The 17,495-nt window shown below is 71.9% G+C and carries 13 protein-coding genes; 4 read left to right on the top strand and 9 right to left on the bottom strand.

Translation table 11 applies throughout. From position 1 onward, the window contains the following. Positions 1–73: 73 nt before the first annotated feature. Positions 74–1,975, bottom strand: coding sequence for a glycoside hydrolase family 15 protein (locus tag ACVCAG_RS37550; protein WP_440087757.1), 1,902 nt, complete (start codon positions 1,973–1,975; stop codon positions 74–76). A 416-nt stretch (positions 1,976–2,391) separates the two neighbouring features. On the opposite strand from ACVCAG_RS37550, the gene ACVCAG_RS37545 reads away from it, so the two are divergent. Further along, positions 2,392–3,333, top strand: coding sequence for a hypothetical protein (locus ACVCAG_RS37545; RefSeq protein ID WP_440087756.1), 942 nt, complete (start codon positions 2,392–2,394; stop codon positions 3,331–3,333). Positions 3,334–3,509: 176 nt separating this feature from the next. Here ACVCAG_RS37545 and ACVCAG_RS37540 read toward each other — a convergent pair whose 3' ends face one another. Beyond that, positions 3,510–4,493: an AraC family transcriptional regulator gene (locus tag ACVCAG_RS37540; RefSeq protein WP_447191284.1), complete on the bottom strand. Its 984-nt coding sequence runs from the start codon at positions 4,491–4,493 to the stop codon at positions 3,510–3,512. A gap of 220 nt (positions 4,494–4,713) precedes the next feature. Between ACVCAG_RS37540 and ACVCAG_RS37535 the strand changes: the two genes are divergently transcribed. Together ACVCAG_RS37535 and ACVCAG_RS37530 are read left to right on the top strand one after the other, a co-directional pair. After that, positions 4,714–5,226: an anthrone oxygenase family protein gene (locus ACVCAG_RS37535; RefSeq protein ID WP_440087754.1), complete on the top strand. Its 513-nt coding sequence runs from the start codon at positions 4,714–4,716 to the stop codon at positions 5,224–5,226. A gap of 146 nt (positions 5,227–5,372) precedes the next feature. After that, positions 5,373–6,515: a serine hydrolase domain-containing protein gene (locus ACVCAG_RS37530; RefSeq protein WP_447191283.1), complete on the top strand. Its 1,143-nt coding sequence runs from the start codon at positions 5,373–5,375 to the stop codon at positions 6,513–6,515. Positions 6,516–6,548: 33 nt separating this feature from the next. On the opposite strand, the gene ACVCAG_RS37525 is transcribed toward ACVCAG_RS37530, so the two are convergent. From ACVCAG_RS37525 to recD2, 7 genes are all read right to left on the bottom strand, one after another. Next, on the bottom strand, positions 6,549–7,406 hold the full coding sequence (locus tag ACVCAG_RS37525; protein ID WP_447191282.1) for an NAD(P)-dependent oxidoreductase: 858 nt from the start codon (positions 7,404–7,406) through the stop codon (positions 6,549–6,551). A 192-nt stretch (positions 7,407–7,598) separates the two neighbouring features. Continuing rightward, on the bottom strand, positions 7,599–8,630 hold the full coding sequence (locus ACVCAG_RS37520; RefSeq protein WP_440087751.1) for an ATP-binding cassette domain-containing protein: 1,032 nt from the start codon (positions 8,628–8,630) through the stop codon (positions 7,599–7,601). Beyond that, the gene (modB, locus tag ACVCAG_RS37515) at positions 8,627–9,388 is read right to left on the bottom strand and encodes a molybdate ABC transporter permease subunit (protein WP_440087805.1); all 762 of its coding nucleotides are present in this window, start codon (positions 9,386–9,388) and stop codon (positions 8,627–8,629) included. The genes ACVCAG_RS37520 and modB overlap by 4 nt, the downstream gene beginning before the upstream one ends. A gap of 181 nt (positions 9,389–9,569) precedes the next feature. Beyond that, positions 9,570–9,977, bottom strand: coding sequence for a TOBE domain-containing protein (locus ACVCAG_RS37510; RefSeq protein ID WP_362844357.1), 408 nt, complete (start codon positions 9,975–9,977; stop codon positions 9,570–9,572). Positions 9,978–10,229: 252 nt separating this feature from the next. Next, positions 10,230–11,210 carry an SMP-30/gluconolactonase/LRE family protein gene (locus tag ACVCAG_RS37505; protein WP_440087750.1) on the bottom strand — a complete coding sequence of 327 codons (981 nt, stop codon included), beginning with the start codon at positions 11,208–11,210 and terminating at the stop codon, positions 10,230–10,232. 259 nt (positions 11,211–11,469) lie between these two features. Next, the gene (locus tag ACVCAG_RS37500) at positions 11,470–12,771 is read right to left on the bottom strand and encodes a ThuA domain-containing protein (protein WP_440087749.1); all 1,302 of its coding nucleotides are present in this window, start codon (positions 12,769–12,771) and stop codon (positions 11,470–11,472) included. A 216-nt stretch (positions 12,772–12,987) separates the two neighbouring features. Then, positions 12,988–15,153 (bottom strand): SF1B family DNA helicase RecD2, encoded by a 2,166-nt coding sequence (gene recD2, locus ACVCAG_RS37495; protein WP_447191281.1) that lies wholly within the window; start codon positions 15,151–15,153, stop codon positions 12,988–12,990. A 1,102-nt stretch (positions 15,154–16,255) separates the two neighbouring features. On the opposite strand from recD2, the gene ACVCAG_RS37490 reads away from it, so the two are divergent. Next, positions 16,256–17,281, top strand: coding sequence for a substrate-binding domain-containing protein (locus ACVCAG_RS37490; protein ID WP_440087747.1), 1,026 nt, complete (start codon positions 16,256–16,258; stop codon positions 17,279–17,281). Positions 17,282–17,495: the final 214 nt, after the last annotated feature.

Raw genomic sequence — 17,495 nt, 5'->3', positions numbered from 1 at the left:
TAACCAGGCATCCGGGTGGTCTCGCACGCCGGCGCACCCGGGGACCACGCGGGGCCCGGGGGAGAGTACGAGATCACGACGGCCAGCCCGTCGAGGGGACCTGCCCGCTCTCGGCGCGGATGATGTGGATGACCGCGTTGATGAGCGCCAGGTGGGTGAAGGCCTGGGGGAAGTTGCCGAGGTGGCGTCCGGTCACCGGATCGATCTCCTCGGCGTAGAGACCGAGGGCGCTGGCGAAGGAGAGGACCCTCTCGCAGAGCCTGCGGGCGCGGGTGTGCTCCCCGATCTCCGTCAGTGCCGAGACGAGCCAGAACGAGCAGATCGCGAAGGTGCCCTCCTCCCCGGTCAGGCCGTCGTCCGTGCTCTTCGTCTCGTAGCGCAGGACCAGGTCGTCGGCGGTCAGCTCGTCGGCGACGGCCAGCACGGTGGCGCGGACCCTGGGGTCGTCGGGCGGCAGGAAACGCACCAGCGGGATGAGCAGGAGCGACGCGTCGAGGGCGTCGGTGCCGTAGTGCTGCCTGAAGACCCCGTGCTCGCTGACACCGTGGGCGCACACGTCGGCGTGGATGTCGTCGGCGACCGCCTGCCAGCGCGCGGCCAGTTCCGGCTCCTCCCTGAGCCGGGCGAGCCTGGCGCCCCTGTCGGTCGCCACCCAGCACATGACCTTCGAGGAGGTGAAGTGCTGGGGCTCTCCGCGTACCTCCCATATGCCACGGTCAGGCTCCCGCCAGTGCCTGATGGCGGACTCGACCTGCCGCTTCAGGATGGGCCAGATCCGCTCGTCCAGGCGGTCCCGCGACCGGGTGTGGATGTAGAAGGAGTCTAGGACGGATCCCCAGACGTCGTTCTGGCGGTGCCGGTACGCGGCGTTGCCGACCCTGACGGGCCTGGCGCCCTCGTACCCGTGGAGGTGGTCGAGGATGTGCTCGTCCAGCTCGCACTCGCCGTCGATGCCGTACATGACCTGGAGTTCCTCGTCCCGTTCCGCCACGTCGGCGATGAACCAGAAGAAGTCGTCGGCCTCCCAGTCGAAGCCCAGCGTGTACAGGCCCCAGAGGGCGAAGGTCGAGTCCCTGATCCAGGCGTAGCGGTAGTCCCAGTTGCGGTCGCCGCCCGGTGTCTCGGGCAGTGAGGTGGTCGAGGCCGCGATGAGGGCACCCGTGGGGGCGAAGGTCAGGCCCTTGAGGGTGAGGGCGCTGCGCTCCAGGTACCTCCGCCAGGGGTGGTCGGGGAAGACGCCCCTGGCGAGCCAGTGCTGCCAGTGGTGGGCGGTCCACACGAGCCGCTCGTAGGCCTCCTGGAAGGTGTACGGCGGCTTGTGCGGGGTCCACGACAGCGCGCAGAAGCGCGTGTCGCCCTCCTTGAGGAGGGTGCGCGCCGTCGCGCGCCCGGCCTCGAACCCCATCCGCATGTCGGTGGTGAGCCGCAGTTCCAGGGGCTCCCCCTCGGCCGTCGCGACGCCCTGGTGATAGCCCCTGTCGGCGTACGACCAGCGCGCGGGCCTCCGGCCGTAGTCGAAGATCGGCTCGCAGTCGAGCGTGATCTGCACCTCTCCGCTGACGCAACGCACCGTGCGGAGCAGCACGTGGGAGGCGTCGTAGTCGGTCGGCGCCCTCCTGTGCGTGTGGGAGAGCTCGTCGTGGTGGTGCCAGGGCCCCATGAGCAGCAGGTCGCGCACGATGATCCAGCCGGTGGGGGTGCCCCAGCTCGTCTCCAGGATCATGGTGCCGGGCAGGTAGCGGCGCGCGGCGGGCACCCTCAGGTCGGCGGGACCGAGCCGGAAGCCCCCCGCGCCCCGGTCGAGGATGGCGGCGAAGACGCTGGGAGAGTCCATTCGCGGCAGGCAGAGCCACTCGACGTTCCCGCTCGGGGCGACCAGGGCGGTGACCTCGCAGTCGGACAGGAAGCCGTAGTCGGCGATGGGCGGGAAGGGGGAGGGGCCGGGCAGCGCATCCGCCGTCGAATTCGGTGTCATCGGCTCTCCTTGAGCGTGGAGACCCCCGCCCTCGAACGGAGATGTCCTCGAACGGAGAAGAACGTTAGGCGCCCTTCCTACCCCGGCTACCGGGGTCAGGCACGTCTTTCCGCTGATCGGGCGTGCCCTCGCACTCTCCTCCCCTCACGAGGGGACCGTACTCCGCCACGGCGCGGGCGGACTCCCTTGACATGCCTGTCCGTCCGCGTCCGCCGTCGGTACGGGAGCGGGCTCCCCTTCTCGGCTCCCCGCCCCGGATACCCGCCGCTCAGCGAAGAATGGCGCGGTCCATTCCCGATCCGCCGCTTGACCCCATAAGTCACATTATTCCCAGCTGTACGTGAACTTTTCGGACAAGTTGCTGTCGAATCTGCTATCAAGATGCCCGACCAAGGTTCACATCAGAGAGGGTCATCGTGGGGCGCGACGATATCCAAGGACCGTACGAGGAAGATCCTCGCGAGCAGACCGGTCCCCTCGGACCGGCGCAGTACGAACCCGAACGTCCCGCCGGCGACGTGTTGTCGGACGGCTGGAACGAGATCGACTTTCCGGAGCTCACGCCGGGCGACGGGTCACAGGTGATCGTCCACGTCGACGGGTCCCGGGAGATCGTCCGGGCCGACGGGTCCCGGGAGATGGTCTACCTCGACGAGCGTCGTGACATAGGGGACACCGACATCACGTCCGACGGCCCCCTCTACCGCGAGGAGGACGAGGCGACGCCGTCGCGCGGTTTCCTGGGGTCGGGCTGGCGTGAGGACCCCGATCCCCACGAGGAGCGCCGCCGCAGGGGCAGGAGCAGGAGCAGGATCCTGCTGGCGGTCGTGGGCGGCGTCGTGATCGCCGGGGTCGCGGGCGGCTGGCTGCTCTCCGCATCCCTGGACGAGAAGACCGGCACCACGTGCTCGCCCGGCGTACGGTGCTCGGTGGCCGACCTGCCGCAGGCGCCTTCGGAGACGCCGACGCCCCTGCCCGAGGAGGAGACGGCGGGGCCGTCCGACGAGCCGTCCACGGCCGACGAGCCCCCGACCACCGCTCCCACCAGGGCTCCCCGGACCCAGGAGCCCTCCGGCCGGCCGTCGCCGACCCGCAGTACCTCACCGAGGGAGACCCGTCCGACGGCGTCCTCAGAGGACGCCGAGCAGGAGGAGACCTCGCGGCAGGACCCGGCCCCGAGCTCGCGGATCACCTCCGAGCCCGCGCCCTCGCCGACGAGCCAGACCCCCACGGAGGACGCCACCCCGAGCCAGCAGCCGACGACGGCACCGCCGCCGCAGGACACCGGGACGAACGGCGGCTCGGGCAACGGCGGCTCGGGCGGCGGCCGGGGCGGCCTGCTCGACTGGCTGTTCTGACCGTCACGGCGCAGACGTACCGTGAGCGCGACTCGGCGGCTCCGGCGGTCCCGCGGCCTCCGGTGGACCCCGGCGGGCCGCTGAGGGCTTCAGAGGGCTCCGGGGAGCGCCGCCGGCTCGGCGGGTCTCCGGGCGCGTCGACCGGCGGGCCGGGGCTCGCACCGGCCCGCCGGGACCTACCGCGCGGGCGTGCCGGCGGCGTGGTCGCTCCGGGGACCCTGGGAACGCCGGACCCCGGCGCGGTGCTCCTGGGGGCTGACGCCGCGTTCGCGTTTGAAGGCGGCGCTGAGCGCGAACGCGCTGCCGTAGCCGACCTGCGTGGCCACCGCGCCGACGGTGGCGTCGGTCTCGCGCAGCAGGTCGGCGGCCATGGCCAGCCGCCAGCCGGTGAGGAACGTCATGGGCGGCTCGCCCACCAGCTCGGTGAAGCGGCGGGCCAGGGCGGCACGGGAGACGCCGGACCCCGCGGCCAGCGTGGCCACCGTCCAGGGGTGCGCCGGGTCGCCGTGCAGCATACGCAGGGCCTTGCCCACCACGGGGTCGCTGTGGGCGCGGTACCAGGCGGGGGCGCCGGCCTCCGGGCGGGAGAACCAGGCCCGCAGGACGGCGATGAGCAGCAGGTCGAGCAGCCGGTCGAGCACGGCCTCCTGGCCCGGCTCGTCCTTGACGATCTCGTCGCCGAGCAGCGGGATGACGGGGCAGTCCCAGGCGTCCTCCGGGAGGACCAGCAGCGGCGGCAGCGCCTCCAGCAGACGGCGGCTGATCTCCCCGCGCATCTGGTAGGTGCCGGTGAGGAGCACCGTCGACCCGTGGGGGTCGTTGCCCCAGGTGCGGACGCCCAGGTGCATCTCCTGGGCGAGGCCTCGCCCGTCGAGGGTGGTGCAGTGCTGGCCCGGATGGATCACCACGTCGGGCGGTGTGGCCGGATCGTCGGCGACCGTGTAGGGATCGGGACCGAGGATGATCGCGACGTCCCCCGGACCCAGGCGCACCGGGGCGGCGTCGTCGAGGACCACCCACGCCTCACCCCGCACCATGGCCGTCAGGGCGAGCGGCGCCCGGTCCTGGATCCGCAGGGACCAGGGCGGGTTCAGGATCGAGCGGAGCAGGAACGCTCCCCTGGCCCTCGGACCGTCCAGGAAGTCGGTGAGTGCGTCCATGACTTCACCGTAGACGCTGAAATATGGAATTGCGCTTCTCGACCATGGCCCGTCTCACCTCTGGCCAGTTCACTGGTCCTGTGACAGAAAACACCCATGAGAAGAACACGGCGCCGGTCCTCGGTGGCACGGGCGAGACCGGCCGCCGCGTGGTGGAGCGGCTCACCGCGCGCGCTCTGGGGCTGACGGCAGGACTCCCCCAACGGCCGAGGAGAATGTGATGTTGATGTTCCGAGGCGTCGCGCTGGTCGCGGCGGCCATCACCACGGGACTCGTGGCAGGTCTCTTCTACGCCTACGCCTGCTCCGTCATGCCCGGTCTGGCCCGGGCGGACGACCGGACCTTCGTCAGCGCGATGCAGCGGATCAACGTGGCGATCCTCAACGGCTGGTTCGCCCTCTGCTTCGGCGGCGCGCTGGTGCTGACCGTCCTGTCCGCGGTACTCCACCTCCGGGCGGACGGGCGGCCCGTGCTGCCCTGGATCGTGGCCGCGCTCGTCCTGTACGTGGTGATGCTCGCCGTCACGATGGGGATCAACGTGCCGCTCAACAACGCGCTCGACGCCGCCGGGGACCCCGACCGCGTCGCCGACCTCGCGGCGGTGCGCGAGCGGTTCGAGGCGGCGTGGGTCCGCTGGAACCTCATCCGCACGCTGGCGTGCGTGGCCGCCTTCGGCTGCATCACCTGGGCCCTCGTCGTGTACGGGCGTACCGGCCTGCCGAACGGGTCATGACCGCGGAGACCCTGACCACCCGTCCTGACCACCGACACGCACGGGAGCCCTCCGATGACCGGGTACCGGATTCTCGCCGCCGACGACGACCCCGCGATCCTGCCGTACGCGAGCGGCCCGCCCGCCGCCCGAACCCACGGGGGAACATGAGAACGACCGGCATCACCCATCGCCTGCGAGGACCCGTCGTCGCGACGATCGCCGCGCTCACGCTGGCCGGCTGGGCGGTCCCGGCCCGCGCCCTGCCCCTGGCGGCGCCGATCCCCCTCACGCGGGCCGCGCCGGACGTCGCCGAGGCGGGCTCCTTCGACCTCGTACGGCCGTCGGCGCGCCCGGTCGAGCTGCGGAGCGCCCCGAGGCGGCTCTCGGTGACCTACGCCTACGAGGGAGACGAGCGCACGTTCGACGACTTCCTCGCGCGAACGAAGACCAACGGCCTCGTCGTCCTGGACGGCCGGCACATCGTGGCCGAGCGCTACGTCAAGGCCGATCGCGGTACCCGGTTCCAGTCCTGGTCGATGGCGAAGTCCTTCACGTCGACCGCGATCGGCATAGCCCTGCACGAGGGCCGCATCCGCTCGATCGACGACCCGGTGACCCGCTACCTGCCCGAACTGCGCGGCTCGGGCTACGACGGGGTGTCCATCCGGAACCTGTTGCGAATGTCGTCGGGAATCGCCTGGGACGAGCGCTCCGACGTGCCGAAGGTGCAGATGGCCGCGAACCGGGGCCGGCCGGTCGGGGAGCTGGCGGCACGGCAGGTGCGCGGCTGGGAGCCCGGCAGCAGGTTCGAGTACACGAGCATGAACTCCTTCGTGCTCGCCAAGCTCGTCACCCGTGCCACGGGCATGCCGTACCACCGGTACGTGGAGGAGAAGATCTGGAAGCCCGCCGGCATGGCGTCCACGGCGCGCGTCGACAAGGACTCCGGCGGCGACAGCCTCGGTTACTGCTGCTACCACGCCACCGACCGCGACTTCGCCCGGTTCGGCCTGCTCTACCTCCGTGAGGGGAAGGCGGGAGGGCGCCAGGTCGTGCCGCGTTCCTGGGTCAGGACGTCGACCACGCCCTCCGCCTCCTTCAACCCCGGCTACGGGCTGCACTGGTGGCTCGGTGACGGCGACCGGGGTGACTTCATGGCCGCCGGATTCGGCGGGCAGTACGTCTACGTCTCCCCCGAGCGGGGGGTGGTGATCGTCAAGTCGTCCCTCTCCGCGTCGGCCAACGACCGGCGCGAGGCGCTGACCGCTTTCCGCGCCGTGGCCGCCGAGGTGGCGAGAACCCGCTGACGGGCGCGGTGACAGGCGCGGTGACGGGCGACGCTAGCGCGGTTTCCCGCGCAGCAGCTCGACGACGGCGCCGATGTCCGCGTCACCCCAGCCGCGCCCGGCCGCCTCCTCGTAGCGCCGCTCGACCAGCCGGGCGATCGGCAGGTCGAGGCCGCCCGACTCCGCCATGTCGATGGCGAGCCGCACGTCCTTGGCGGCGAGCCTGGTCGTGAACCACCCCTGGTGGTCACCGCTCAGGATGTCGTCGACCCGGTTGTGCAGGGCCGGCGCGACGGTGGGCCAGGTGAGGAGGAAGTCGTGCAGCAGCGTCTCGTCGAGATCCGCCGCCAGGCCCGTGGCGGCCGCCTCGGAGAGCGCGGCGATCCCGGTCATCAGCAGGTAGTTGTTCAGCAGCTTGAAGGCGAGCGCCGCGCCGGGATCCCGGCCGCAGTAGGAGTAGGAGGCGAACACCTCCGACCACACCGGCTTCAGCACGTCGGCGACGTCACGCTCGCCGCCCATCAGGACCGAGGCCCGTCCCTCGGCGACGGCCGGCGGCCAGCCGATGACGGGCGCGGCCACGAACCGGCCCCCGGGCGCCATGTCCCGCAGCGCGCGGGCCGTGTCCGGGGCGACGGTGCTCGTGTCGGCCACGACGGGCCCGTCGGCGCCGATTCCGGTCAGCTGGGACATCACATCGCGAACCGCCTGGTCGTCGGCGAGCGACATCAGCACCCCTTCGGCCTCCCGCACGGCCTCGGCGGGCGAGGCCGCCTCGACGGCGCCGAGGCCGACCAGCTCCTCCGCCCGCCCCTGTGTGCGGTTCCACACCGTGACCGGGAAGCCGCGCACCAGCAGCCGCCGGGCCAGTGCCTGCCCCATCATGCCCATCCCGAGTACAGCGACGCGCATAGATCATCCCCCCTCACGCCATTGTGCCCCCGCGGGTCCGGGCGGCCTGGGCCGCCACGCGGGTGACCTGCGGCATCTCGGCGCTCGTACGGGCGGGAACATGGCGGGGGCCGTACGGGCGGGCGGTGCCACAGGGGTTCAGGCCGGATGGGCGTGGGTCGCGAGAGCCCGCGCCGGGTGAACGCGGGGGGCTCAGGCCGGGTAGGCGTGGGTCTCGGTGGCCTTGACGGCAGCCCAGATCCGCTGTCCCGAGGTCAGGTCGAGGTCCGCGACGGCGGCGGGGGTGACGTCGGCCGAGGCGGTGATCGGCCCCTCCAGGTGGATACGGACGTTGTCGCCGTGCCGCTCGATGCCCTCGATCGTGGCCTCCCAGAGGTTGCGCGGGGTGCCGTCCGGGCGGGTCCGGTAGAGCGCGACCGCTCCGGGACCGAAGGCGACGAACGCGGGACCGTCCAGATGCTCGGCGACGCTGAAGCTCACCTCGCCGACGGTGACCTGTCGTCCCGCGGCGAGCCCCCGGTAGAGATTGAGGCCGACCAGGCGGGCGACGTAGTCGGTGCGCGGGCGCCGGGCGACCTCGGCGGGGGTGCCGCGCTGCACGACGGCGCCGTTCTCGATGACGACCAGCTGGTCGGCGAGCACCATGGCGTCCAGCGGGTCGTGGGTGACCAGGACGGTCGCGCCGCCGAAGTCGGCCAGGTGGCGGCGGAGCCCTGAGCGGATCTCCAGGCGGGTGTGGGCGTCGAGGGCGGCCAGCGGCTCGTCCAGCAGCAGCAGGCGGGGCCCCACGGCGAGGGCGCGGGCCAGGGCGACGCGCTGGGCCTGACCGCCCGACAGCTGCCGGGGTTTCGCCGCGGCGTGCCCGGCCAGGCCGACGCGCTCCAGCCAGGCGGCGGCACCGCGCCGCGCCTCCGTTCTGGAGGCACCTCGGCAGCGGGGCCCGAAGGCGACGTTGTCCAGGGCCGACAGGTGCGGGAAGAGCAGGTAGTCCTGGAAGACCATGCCGATCGGGCGACGTTCGGGCGCCAGGGTGTGCAGCGCCTCGCCGTCCAGGGTGATCTCCCCTCCGGACAGGGCGGTGAGCCCGGCCAGCGCGCGCAGCGCGGTGGTCTTGCCCGCGCCGTTGGGGCCGAGGAGAGCGACGACCTGGCCGGCGGCGACCTCCAGTTCGATGTCCAGGTGGAAGCGGGGCCGGGTGACGACAAGGTGGGCGTTCAGGGTCACGGGCCGCTCACCCACCGGTCGCGCAGGCAGGCCAGGATGATCACCGAGACGGCGAGCAGGACGAGGCTGAGCACGATCGCGGCCTCGGGTTCGGTCTCCAGGGCGAGGTACACGGCCAGCGGCATCGTCTGGGTCCGGCCGGGGAAGTTGCCGGCGAAGGTGATGGTGGCCCCGAACTCGCCCAGCGCGCGGGCCCAGCACAGCACGGCGCCCGCGACGATGCCGGGGGTGATCAGCGGCAGCGTGACGCGGCGGAAGATGGTCCAGCGAGAGGCGCCCAGCGTCGCGGCGGCCTCCTCGAAGCGCAGGTCGGCGGCGCGCAGCGCGCCCTCGACGCTGATGACCAGGAACGGCATGGCGACGAACGTCTCGGCGACGACGACTCCGGCCGTGGTGAACGGCAGGGTGATACCGAAGGTCGTGTCGAGCCACTGGCCGACCAGGCCGCGCCGCCCCAGGACGAGCAGCAGGGCGACCCCGCCGACCACCGGGGGCAGCACGAGGGGGACGGTGACCAGCGCCCGCACCAGGCGGCGGCCGGGAAAGGCGACACGGGCCAGCAACCACGCCAGCGGTACGCCGAGCAGCAGGCACACCACCGTGGCCACGGTCGCGGTCACCAGCGACAGGCGCAGCGCCTCCAGCACCTGCGGCTCGCCGAGCCTTTCCGCCAGGGTGGACCAGGGCGCGCGCACCAGCAGCCCGGCCAGCGGCAGCGTCAGGAAGACCATGCCCGCCACGGCGGGCAGCACCAGCATCCAGGGCAGGCGGCCCGCCACTCCACCGGACGGACCACCGAAGGAACCACCGGACCGGCCGCCCGCCGCATCGCGCGGCACACCACCGGCCGGCTCCCCCGGCACGCCGCCGGAAGGACCGCGTGACACGCCGCCGGACGGACCACCCGTAACGTCACCGGACGGACCGCTCACGGCGCCGTCAACCCGTCGTGCGGGCGTGGTCGGCGATCTCCACGACCACGTTGGTGGACTTGATCACGGCGACCGCCCTCACCCCCACCTCCAGGCCCAGCTCGTCGGCGGCCTGGCGGCTCATCAGCGACACCACCCGGTACGGTCCCGCGGCGATCTCCACCTGGGCCATCACCGCGTCCCTGATCACCTCGGTCACGATCCCGCGAAGGCGATTGCGGGCCGACGAGTGCCCCGTACCGTTCTCGGACTCGATCTGGGCACGCGCGAACGCCGCCAGATCGGTGCCCTCCACCATCCGATGCCCGTGCTCGTCCCGCCGGGCCGCGAGCCGCCCGGCGTCCACCCATCGGCGGACCGTGTCGGAGCTCACCCCGAGCAGCGCGGCGGCCTCGCTGATCCGAAACGTCGTCACGAACAATCACCATACCTTCGCGTATTCACGCCCTTATGCCCCTCCTCCATGGCAGTCGCGCCGCGATCCGCCACTCCGTCGCCGCTCCTGCGAGCTCGAACGACCTGGAGGACCCTTTCCCCGCGCCGGGGACCCGCTCACACCGGCGCGCCGAAGCGCCGGCACACCGGAGCGAGGAGCGCCGCCGCGGCGAAACCGGCTCGCTCCGGCGGGACGCGCCTCCCGCCGGTGGGCGCCCGGGGCGGGAACGTCCTACTCCGGAATCCGGTGGGCGGGGGCGGGACCGGACCAGTAGGGGGTGGCGAGCCCCCGCGTGCCGACGTCCGCGAGGAAGACGCGCCCGGCGTCCGGATGGCGCGCGGCGTCCGCCGGCGTCATCCCCACGCGGGCGGACGTGATGAGCAGCGTGTCGAGCCGCGGGCCCACGAAGGCGACGCTCGTCACGTTGGGAGCCGCGACCTCCACGGTCGCGAGATGCTCGCCCCGGGGCGAGTAGCCGCGCACCTGGCCGGCACCCCAGAGCGCGAGCCACAGGTTGCCGTCGACGTCGGCGCACAGCCCGTCCGGCGTACCGTCGGAGATCTCCAGCAGCACGCGGCGCTCACCGTACGCGCCGGTGACGGCGTCGTAGGCCCTCGCCCAGATCGTTCCCGGGACGCTGTCGACGCTGTACATCGTCGACAGGTCCGGAGACCAGGCGAGACCGTTGGAGAGCGCGAGGTCGGTGTCGAGGGTCGTGACGGTTCCGTCCGCCTCGTACCGGTACAGGCACTCCTGGCCGTGCCGGTCGTCGAGGGCGAGGCTCCCCACGAGAAAGCGTCCCCCGGGATCGCACGCCCCGTCGTTGAGGCGGCTGTCCTTCCCCTCGGAAATCAGGTCGACGAGGTACGCGCGCTCGCCCCGTTCGCCCTCCGAGGCGGGCGGTCCCCCGTCCTCCGCGGCGGACGGCCGTCCCGGCCCGCCCCCGCCCGCCACGGTGAGCAGTCCCTTCCGCCCGGCGACGAGCAGCCTGCCGTCCCGGTCGCACACGACGGCGCCGACGGTCTCGCCGAACTCGTGCCTGCGGTCCACGCGAACGGAGTCACCGGCGAGCCGTCCCTCGAAGACGTGGCCGGCGTCGATGTCCACCCACAGGAGGCGCTCCCTCGCTGCGTCCCACACGGGCCCCTCGCCCAGCAGGTGCGCGTCCGCGCTCGCGACCCGCGCCTCGAAGCGCCGGATCTCCCGCCTCACGACGCGCCTCCGCCGGTCTTCCGCACGGCGGTCACGTTCGCGGCGGGGTGGACGGGCACGGCCGGACGGCCGCCGTTCCCGGGTCTCACAGGTGCTTGGGGTCGCATGAAACCCACAGTGTTCCAGATGACTGGTTCCTCCGGATACGTCCACCTCGCCGGTCACCGGTCACGGGCTCACCGCGTACTCGCCGGGTGCCCGCGGGACGCCCGCCCTTCCCGGTCGGCGGAAAGGGCGGGCGCGCGGAACCTCGTGGCGACTACGGCTGCTGGGAGATCCGGAACGACTGGGCGGCGCCTCCGTTGCAGGTGCTCTGCACCAGCTGGACGCTGTCGGCCGTCGAGGAGCCCGGCACGCTCAGGCACTTGGCGCTGAGGCGGCTGACGAAGCGGTAGTGGCCGTCGCCCTCGGACACCGCCTGCCACTGCTGGTTGTTGCCTCCGGAGTACGTCCACAGCTGGAGCGGGGCGCCGTCGGCCGTGGAGACGTCGGTCACGTCGACGACCTGGGCACTGTTGAGGCGGCTGTTGAGCCGCGCGAAGCCGCCGCTGGTCGGCTGGACCTGGAACCGCTGGGCGAGGGTGCCGTTGCAGGTGTACTGCTGGATCACGGTGCCGTTCGCCGAGGCGGCCGCGCGCGCGTCCACGCACTTGCCGTTGGCGCGGTTGGCGAGGCTGTACCACGCGGTCGGCGAGATGGTGTCCGGCGGGGGCGGGGTGCTCCCGCCGCCCAGCCACAGCAGGCCGTCGATGACGAACCGGTTCTGCACCTCGCTGGCGAACGTGGACGACAGCGGGGTGTTGTTGCTGTAGTTCATGGCGTTGTGACCGAAGTTCGCGTACAGCATCTTGTAGTTCCGGTTGGTCCACATGAGCGGGTAGTAGCCGCTGTACCAGGTCTGGTTGGGGTCCGTCCCGACCGGGAAGCTCGACGGGTCGATGGACCCGAGGATCCTGATGTTCGGGTTGTTCCTCAGGTCGTTGGCCCAGCTGTACCACTCGCTGACCGACGAGGTGAAGGTGGCGGGCAGCCGCGCCGTGGAGGCGTGCGCCCCGCCCTCCGTGCGCATGACCACCGAGGTGGGTCCCCAGGTGTTGGACCTGAACGCGCCGGTGCCGAGGAGCTCGTTGTGGTACCACGACCAGCTTTGGGCGTCGGTGTTGAACGCGCTCACGTGGAAGCCCATCCACGCCCCGCCGTTGCGCATGTACTGCTCGAACGCCGAGCGCTGGGCGGCGTTCTGCGGCAGGTCGTCCAGGAAGATGACCACCTGATACTGCTGGAGGTTGCTCGCGTTCAGCTGGCTCCAGTTGTTGGTCGCGGTGTAGGTGAAGTTGTTCTGCGCGGCTATCTGCGGGAACCAGCGGTTGGCCTCCTGCACGAAATTGACGTGGGCCGCGTCGTACGCCCCGTTGTAGAAGGCGATCACTTTGAAGCTCGGGGCGGCCGAAGCCCCCGCGCTTCCGCCGGCCGGAAGGGTGGTGAGGCCGAGCGCGAGAGCGAGCACGGCGAGTAACCGCACCCACGTCCGCGTCGAGCTGACCATGTTTTCCCTGGTCATGTGTGTTTCCTCTGTCTCGCGACGAACGACAAAGGCGAAGCCCGCCCCGCCCACGGGCATAACGGAGACCGGCGTTACCAACAACTTCGGCAAGCCGAGGACGGTTCTTGTCTGACTTAATTCAAGTTATGTGAAGAAAAAATGTCAAGAAGATCGCGGAGCCGGGAAACGTCCGTACGGGCGGCGCCCGCGTCGGCCGATGTCATCGTCCGACGGTCAGTCGGCGGCGGGGGCGGCCTCGTAGTGGAGGCCCGCGCCGAGGCTCAGCGCGAGCCTGCGGGCGAGCCCGGTGTTGCGGCGGTGGTCCAGCCGGCCGACGGCCATCTCCAGCGCCTTGCGCTCGCCGACGACGACCACCCACGACCGGGCCCGGGTGAGCAGGGTGTAGAGCAGCTTGCGGCGCAACATGACGCCCCCGGACTCGGTGACGAGCGGCGCGACCACGAAGGGATACTCGCTGCCCTGGGAGCGGTGGACGCTGATGGCGTACGTGTGGGTCAGCTCGTCGAGCTCGCCGAAGCCGTACTTCACGGTCTGCCCGTCGTCGGTGCGGATCTCGACGAGCCGCTCCTCCGGGGTGATGGCGGTGACCGTACCGGTGTCGCCGTTGAAGACGCCCTTGTCGTAGTTGTTGCGGATCGGCATGACACGGTCGCCCACCCGGAAGGCGGAGGCCCCCGACCAGTGCTCGGCGACTCCCTCGCGCGCCGGGTTGAGCCGCTCCTGGATCATGCGACCGAGCTCGGTCGTCCCCGTCAGGCCCCTGCGCATCGGGCACAGGACCTGGACCTGGTCCGGGCTCACCCCCTGCTTGCGCGGGATCGCCACCGTCGCCAGGTGCATCACCCGCTCGGCGACCCGCTCGGGATCGTCGACCTCCTCGAACCAGAACCCGCCCCCGCCGGGGATCGCGGGCACCTCGCCCGCCCTGACCCGGCGGGCGGCCTGGATGATGCCGCTGCCCTCCGCCTGGCGGAAGACCTTGGTCAGGCGCATCCGCGCGATCGCCTCGACCCGCAGCAGGTCGGCCAGCACGCTGCCGGGGGCGATGCTGGGAAGCTGGTCGCTGTCGCCCACGATCAGCAGGTGGCTGCCGGGCGGGATGGCCGCGGTGAGCCGGGTGGCCAGGCTCAGGTCCAGCATGGACGCCTCGTCGACCACGATCAGGTCGGCCTGCGCGGGCGTCTGCTCGAACAGCGTGCCGCTGTCGGGGTCGGGCCGGTGGGCCAGCATCCGGTGCACGGTCATCGCGGGCAGGCCGGTGAGCTCCGACAGGCGCTTGGCCGCCTTGCCGGTCGGCGCCGTGAGGGTCACCGTGCCGCCCATCGCCCGCACCGTCGCCGCGACGGTCTTGACGGTGTGGCTCTTCCCGCAGCCGGGACCGCCGGTGAGGATGGACACGGTGCTGGTCAGCGCCATGTTCACCGCCGCCCGCTGGTCCTCGTCCAGCCCGGGGTCCTCCTGGAACGGGCGCATGGGCAGCGTCGAGGCGGCCTCCCAGAGCCTGGTCAGCTGATCGGTCAGCGTGAGCTCCCGGCTGTGCGTCTCCTTCAGATAGACCACGGCCGTTCCCCGGCCGTCCGGCGACGCCTCGACGACCACGCGGCGGTCGGCGACGAGCGCGTCGACCATCTGACCGACGAGTTCGTGGTCCTGCTCGACGAGTTCCGCGGAATGGGCGATCAGCGCGGTCAGCCGTACGTAGCAGTGCCCGTCGCGGCTGGCCGCCGTCTCCAGCCTGTCCAGGATCGCCGCCTTGACCCGCTGCGGGCTGTCCTCGGAGACCCCCGACCGCAGGGCGATCCTGTCGGCCGTGGCGAACGCGATGCCCCTGACCTTGCCGATGAGCCGGTACGGGTCGGAGGTGAGGACCTCCCCGGAGTCGGCCCCGAAGACCTGGTAGATCTTCGCCGCGAGCAGCGGGCTGATCCCGAAGCCCTGCAGGACCACCATGAGCTCGGCGATCGCCTTCTGCTCCTCCCACGCGTCGGCGATCTGGGCCTGCCGCGCGGGGCCGATGTTGACGACCTCGGTGAGCCGCCCGGGCTCGGTGTCGATGACCGTCAGCGTCGCCTCGCCGAAGTGGCTCACGATGGCGTGGGCGAGCCTCGGCCCGATGCCGCGGATCAGGCCGGAGCCCAGGTAGATGCGGATGGCCCGGACCGTGGCCGGTACCAGCCGCTCGCACGCGACGACCTCGAAGCGCCTGCCGTGACGAGGATGCTCGCCCCACTCGCCGACGAGTCTGAGCGTCTCCCCCGGCTGGACCCCGCCCAGGGCCCGGCCGGAGGCGACGAAGCCGGGCATGCCCTCGGCGCTCATCCGCGCGATCGTGTACTCGTCCTCGCGGACGTACACCAGCTGCTCGACAGATGCCTCCACGGCAGAAAGCAACCCCTCCGTACTGGCCTCACCTCATCCTTCGCACATCAGACCAGCTCACCCGGTGTCCCCACAAGCCGTCGCGGCTCGCCCCCGGGCCGCCGTCGTGGCGTCCCGGGGGCGATGAACGGTGCCGGGCACACCGGGGTCGATGGATGTGACGTACGGTCGGCGGCGCGGGCGAACCGCCGCCCGGGGTGATGGCCGGGTCGCTACACGCCCGACCCGAGGTGCCTGCCGCCGTCGAGGCTCAGATCCCGCCGGCGGAGGTGCTTCCCACCTGGCCCGCTATCGGCCAGGCCGGCCTGGGTCCCGGGTACGGAGGCCGCGGACCCGGGTACGGAGGCCGTGGCCCCGGGTACGGAGGACGCACGCCCGGGTACGGAGGACGCCAGCCCGGGTAACCGCCCGGGTACGGAGGACGCCAGCTCGGGTAAGGGGGCCGCCAGGTCGGGTACGGAGGCCGCCAGCCCGGATACGGCGGCCGCCAGCCCGGGTACGGAGGACGCCAGCCCGGGGGGTACGCGCCCGGATAGCCGCCCGGATAGCCACTGGGGTAACCGCCCGGGTAACCACCGGGGTAGCCACCCGGGTAACCCGACGCGGGCACGCAGTCGTACTGCGGGCACGGCGTGGTGAAGCACTGCTTGGGCGAGGGGACGCAGACGCGGCCCGGACCGCAGTTGACCGCCGCGCACGGCGATCCCGGGCTGCACGTACCGGCCGCCTGCACGGCGGTGGCCGGCTGGGCCGCCGGAGCGGCCGGCGCCCTGTCCGCCCAGGCCGTGTTCGCGATGGCCGGTGACCCCGCCACCACGACCGCGGCCAGGACCGGGGCCAGTTTTCGAAGCATTTTTCCCCCAGATGTCATGATCGGTTCTGACTCTTCGACGATGCTTGCACCGGCCTTACCTGCTAACGGCAAACTGGATCCCAGCAAGTCGGATGGCTTGTCGAGAGTCGGGTGGCGACGCTGCCGCATCGATGGAATCGATCGGTTTCGCCCCTTTTTGCGGCGCCGATCCGGGGAAGACTCCTCGCCGTCGCCTCCCGTCGGCGCTGGTTATGCTGACGGCAGGGACACGGCTACCAGGGGGCGCACATGGCTCGGCCCGGGACGCGCGCGACCGTGCGCGACGTCGCGGCGGAGACGGGCCTGTCGATCGCCACCGTCTCGCGGGTCCTGAACGGGCAGGCCAATGTCGCCCCGCGCACCCGGGAGCTGGTGTTGCGGGCCATCGGCCGCCTCGGGGACCAGGCGCCCCGGCCGCGCGCCGGGCAGGAGGCGACGGCCGGCGGCACGATCTACGTGCGCTGCCCCTACCTGCTGACCGACTACTTCGGGCTCATCGTCTCCTCGGTCGGCGAGACCATCGAGCTGCACGGCGGTCAGATGATCCTGAGCACCGGGGAGTCCGCCCGGCACGCCCCGGCGATCGCAGGCCTGCCCGACCGCCCCGGCATCGCGGGCGCGATCCTGATCCTTCCCCCGGAGCCGGGCGAGGAGCTCGTACGGCTTCGCGACCGGCGGTTCCCCTTCGTGGTGATCGACCCCAGGACGCCGCCTCCCAAGGACATCGTGGCGGTGTCGGCCGCGCACTTCGCGGGCGCGCGCAAGCTGATGGCGCACGTGGTCGAGCTCGGTCACCGCCGGGTCGGCATCGTCGGCGGTCCGGTGGAGTGGCTGCCCAGCGAGGCCAGGCTGGCGGGATACACCGCGTCGCTGGCCGACGTCGGCGTCCTGCCGTCGGCCGAGCTGCTGCGCAGCGTGCGGGAACCCAACGCGGAGAACGGCTACCGCGCGGCCTGCGAGCTGCTGGACCTGCCCGAGCGGCCGACGGCGCTGGTCGCGTTCAACGACAAGATGGCGGTCGGCGCGCTGTGGGCGGCGGCCGAGCGCGGCCTGAACGTCCCCGGCGACCTGTCGGTCGCGGGTTTCGACGACCTCGACCTCGGCCGGGCGACCCTGCCGACGCTGACCACGGTGCGCCAGCCCCTGCAGGAGATGGGCCGGATGGCGGTCACGCTGCTGATGCGGCTGCTCAGCCGGCACACGCTGGAGGCCCTGCACGTCTCCCTGGGGACCGATGTGATCGTCCGCGGTTCCACCGGTCCCGTTTCCCGCTGAGGGCTTTTGTTTCATTTGTTTCATCAGCGACGGGCGCCCCGAATATCGCATGGAATGCGCTAATCCTGGTATTTCCGAACCTTGACAACCGATTTCCACGTGTGTTGTCCTGTCCTGCAACAGAAAAGTTTCTTATCTGTTACATCGGTTACAGCGACGGTTCCCCGGGGCGACGCGTGTACCCTGACGCGGACGGACCGGGGCGTCGCGGGCC

It is taken from the genome of Streptosporangium sp. G12 (assembly GCF_052983175.1).
Note: the sequence above shows the minus strand (reverse complement) of the source record. Positions and strands in the feature narration are given on the sequence as shown.

Bases quoted from the DNA above. Each gene is read 5' to 3' on its own strand.
- ACVCAG_RS37525 (WP_447191282.1), bottom strand. From the start codon at position 7,406: ATGCGCGTCGCTGTACTCGGGATGGGCATGATGGGGCAGGCACTGGCC.
- ACVCAG_RS37530 (WP_447191283.1), top strand. From the start codon at position 5,373: ATGAGAACGACCGGCATCACCCATCGCCTGCGAGGACCCGTCGTCGCG.
- ACVCAG_RS37540 (WP_447191284.1), bottom strand. From the start codon at position 4,493: ATGGACGCACTCACCGACTTCCTGGACGGTCCGAGGGCCAGGGGAGCG.
- ACVCAG_RS37490 (WP_440087747.1), top strand. From the start codon at position 16,256: ATGGCTCGGCCCGGGACGCGCGCGACCGTGCGCGACGTCGCGGCGGAG.
- modB (WP_440087805.1), bottom strand. From the start codon at position 9,388: ATGCTGGTGCTGCCCGCCGTGGCGGGCATGGTCTTCCTGACGCTGCCG.
- ACVCAG_RS37535 (WP_440087754.1), top strand. From the start codon at position 4,714: ATGTTGATGTTCCGAGGCGTCGCGCTGGTCGCGGCGGCCATCACCACG.
- ACVCAG_RS37550 (WP_440087757.1), bottom strand. From the start codon at position 1,975: ATGACACCGAATTCGACGGCGGATGCGCTGCCCGGCCCCTCCCCCTTC.
- ACVCAG_RS37500 (WP_440087749.1), bottom strand. From the start codon at position 12,771: ATGACCAGGGAAAACATGGTCAGCTCGACGCGGACGTGGGTGCGGTTA.